The 2,904-nt window shown below is 67.7% G+C and carries 3 protein-coding genes; all 3 read right to left on the bottom strand.

Annotated features, from left to right (window positions below; translation table 11 throughout):
• Window positions 1–175 precede the first annotated feature (175 nt).
• Genes ROR02_RS16155 through menA form a run of 3 tightly spaced genes read right to left on the bottom strand, consistent with a single transcriptional unit; the run spans window position 176 to window position 2,745 of the window.
• Complete coding sequence (locus ROR02_RS16155) at window positions 176–910, bottom strand: alpha/beta fold hydrolase (RefSeq protein ID WP_147165069.1); 735 nt, start codon at window positions 908–910, stop codon at window positions 176–178.
• The gene (locus ROR02_RS16150; protein ID WP_147165068.1) at window positions 907–1,782 is read right to left on the bottom strand and encodes a bile acid:sodium symporter family protein; all 876 of its coding nucleotides are present in this window, start codon (window positions 1,780–1,782) and stop codon (window positions 907–909) included. The genes ROR02_RS16155 and ROR02_RS16150 overlap by 4 nt, the downstream gene beginning before the upstream one ends.
• A gap of 45 nt (window positions 1,783–1,827) precedes the next feature.
• On the bottom strand, window positions 1,828–2,745 hold the full coding sequence (gene menA, locus ROR02_RS16145; RefSeq protein ID WP_147165067.1) for a 1,4-dihydroxy-2-naphthoate octaprenyltransferase: 918 nt from the start codon (window positions 2,743–2,745) through the stop codon (window positions 1,828–1,830).
• Between the last annotated feature and the right edge of the window lie 159 nt (window positions 2,746–2,904).

Raw genomic sequence — 2,904 nt, 5'->3', positions numbered from 1 at the left:
TCATCAGTTCCGACCGTTGGTATGAGTTTGTCTTTTCTGGAAAAGCGGTGCCCACGTTTCCCTGACGAACGCTAGAGCGCATTCTTATCAAACCAGATCAGCGAATGCGCTCTAACTTATTGAATTACATCACTTTACAACCGCCGAAACGGTACCCATTTCGGCTGAAAATGCTTTAGGACCGGACGGACGCCAGCAGGCATTCGGCCAGGGCCTGGGGCGCGGTGACCATGGCATCGTGGCCGGTGGCCAGTTCCTCCATCGGCCAGCCATAGGCGCGCACCCGGTCGTGGGAGACCTCCAAGGGCCGGTACCAGGGATCGGTGCACGCGATGTAGCGCACCGGCAGGCCCGCCCCCAGCGGTCGCTGCAAGGTCATCGCGGTGCGATACGTATCCAGGGGATGGGGCGTCAGGCGCGCTTCCAGCCAGGCCACGTCGGCCGGATCGGTCACCGCGAAGGCACGGGCCGGCGGCACCGGCAAGCTGACCCCGCCACTCGCGCGCGCGGCCGCGAGCAGACGGTCGGTGACGATGGGGCCGGGCATGCGGTCGAAGGTGGTTTCGTCGCTTTCCAGCAGGTGGGCATCCAGGAACACCAACTGGCGCAGGCGTTCGGGCACCTGATCGGCCACCCCGGAGATCACCGCGCCCCCGAAGCTGTGCCCGACCAGGATCACGTCGCGCAGGTCTTCCCAGATCAGATGATTGACGATGTCGGCCACGAACACCGACAGCGTGATCCCCGGGGCCAGCAGGTGGTGGCGCTCGCCCAGGCCGGTCAGGGTGGGCGTGGTCACCCGATGCCCCCGGGCGCGCAGCAGGGGGGCGACCCGTTCCCAGCACCAGCCGCCATGCCAGGCGCCATGCACCAGAACGAAGGAGGCGGGGGAAGACGGGACGGTGGTCATGGGCGAACTCCCTCCCAGGCGGGTTCGGGCAAGGCGCGCCGGCGGGCCCAGGCGATGAAGCCCCCGGCGCTCAGGTTCATGAGAAGGGCATAGACGATGGCCGGCACCACCATGTCGGGGCTGTGAAACACCGAGGTGGCCAGGAAGATGGCCAGGGCGGCGTTTTGCAGGCCGCATTCCAGGGCAATGGCCACGCCGTCGGCCCGGGGCAGACGCATGAGGGCCGCGCCCGCCATCGCCAGGGCCATGGTGCCCAGGTTCAAGGCCAGGGCCCACGGGCCCACGTCCAGGGCATGGGCGAGCATGGTTTCGCGCTGGCCCCAGAAGGCACCGACCACGATGGCGGCGAAAATCACGGTGGAGATCCGCCGGGCCGAACCGTGCAGGCGCCGGGCCATGCCCGGCCAGCGGGCGGCCACGCCCATGCCCACGGCCAGAGGCAGCGCGCACACGACAAAAACGCTGGCCAGCACCTGGCCCACGGGCACGAAAACCGTCTGGGAGGCCCCGGTCGTCAATCCTTGCGCCAGGCCCAGGATCAGGGGAATGGAAACCAGGCTGAGCAGGCTGGTGACGGCGGTCATCGAGATGGATAGCGCCACGTTGCCCCGGGCCAGGGCGGTGAGCAGGTTCGAGGTGATTCCCCCCGGGCACGCGGCCAGCAAGAGCAAACCAAACCCAAAAGCGGGAGGGCCGTCGTACAAGACGAGCAGGCCCCCGGCCAGGGCGGGCAGCAGCACCATCTGGCTGACCAGCCCGGCCACCAGGGCGCGGGGGGCTTGCAGGACCCGGATGAAATCACCCCCGCGCAACCCCAGCCCCAGGGCCATCATGATGAAGCCAAGGCCGAGGGGCAGCAAAACGGGAATCATGGAAAAACACCCTCCGGGACCAGGGGGCCAGACAAGGCCTCCCTTTTAGAAAAACGCGCGGGTCACGATCAGGCCCAGCCCGACGGCCGCGACCAGCAGGATCTGAAATCGCGCGGTCAGGCGCAAGCAGCCATTGAACGTTTCGGGCGCCCGGGCGTCCAGGAACGTCCGCAAGGTGCTTCGCAACACCGGCAGGCAGGCGAGACCGGCCAGGGCCCCGATCAGGCCCGGGTTGGTGAGCGGCAGGGCCAGGGCGGACACGAAGGCCCCGATCATCAACGCGGTGTAGAAGCGGTTGATGGCGGGACGGTGCAGCAAGATGGCCAGGGTACGCCGGCCGGCCACGGCGTCGCCGTCGCGATCGCGGGTGTTGTTGACCAGCAAGACGGCGGCGGCGGTCAGGCCGATGGCGAGGCCCAGCAGGCCGGCGGCCACGCTGACGGTCCCCGAGTACAGGTAATCCATGCCGCCCACCGCGATCAGGCCGAAGAACAAGGTGACGAACACCTCGCCCCAGGGGCCGCGCGAAATCGGCCACGGCCCGGCGGAATAGGCATACCCGGCCAGCAGGGAGGCCAGCCCCACCAGGAAGATGGGCACCCCCCCCTGGGCGATCAGGTAAAGACCGGCCAGCAAGGCGAGGACGAAGGCCACATGGGCGCCCCGTTCGACCGTCGCCGCGCTGACCCATCCGGCCTGCACCACGCGCAGCGGCCCCTTGCGGTCGGCGCGGTCGGTGCCGTTGCGGGAATCGGCGGCATCGTTATGCAGGTTGGTGCCGATCTGGATCGCCACCGCCGACACAAGGGCGGCCAGCGTGATGTCCAGGCGAAGGCTGGCGGTTTCGGCCCATCCCAGGATCGACCCGGCAATCACGGGGGAAATGGACAAGGGCAGGGTATGCGGTCGCGTGGCCAGGATCCACACGACCGGCCAGGAAGGGCGGGGCCGCATTTCTTGCATGGTCAGGTCCGGTTAAGGGAACGAAAAGAGACGAAAAACGAAGGAAAACGCAAAACGACGGGGAATCCCCCGGCGTCTCTCGCGGACAGTACGCGAGAAACACCGGCAGGGAACACCCCATACCCTCCAGGGCAATCGGGCGAACCGATTGCCCTGGCG

The organism is Pararhodospirillum oryzae (genome assembly GCF_007992075.1).
Taxonomy (GTDB): Bacteria; Pseudomonadota; Alphaproteobacteria; order Rhodospirillales; family Rhodospirillaceae; genus Pararhodospirillum; species Pararhodospirillum oryzae.
Note: the sequence above shows the minus strand (reverse complement) of the source record. Positions and strands in the feature narration are given on the sequence as shown.

Bases quoted from the DNA above. Each gene is read 5' to 3' on its own strand.
- ROR02_RS16155 (WP_147165069.1), bottom strand. From the start codon at position 910: ATGACCACCGTCCCGTCTTCCCCCGCCTCCTTCGTTCTGGTGCATGGC.
- ROR02_RS16150 (WP_147165068.1), bottom strand. From the start codon at position 1,782: ATGATTCCCGTTTTGCTGCCCCTCGGCCTTGGCTTCATCATGATGGCC.
- menA (WP_147165067.1), bottom strand. From the start codon at position 2,745: ATGCAAGAAATGCGGCCCCGCCCTTCCTGGCCGGTCGTGTGGATCCTG.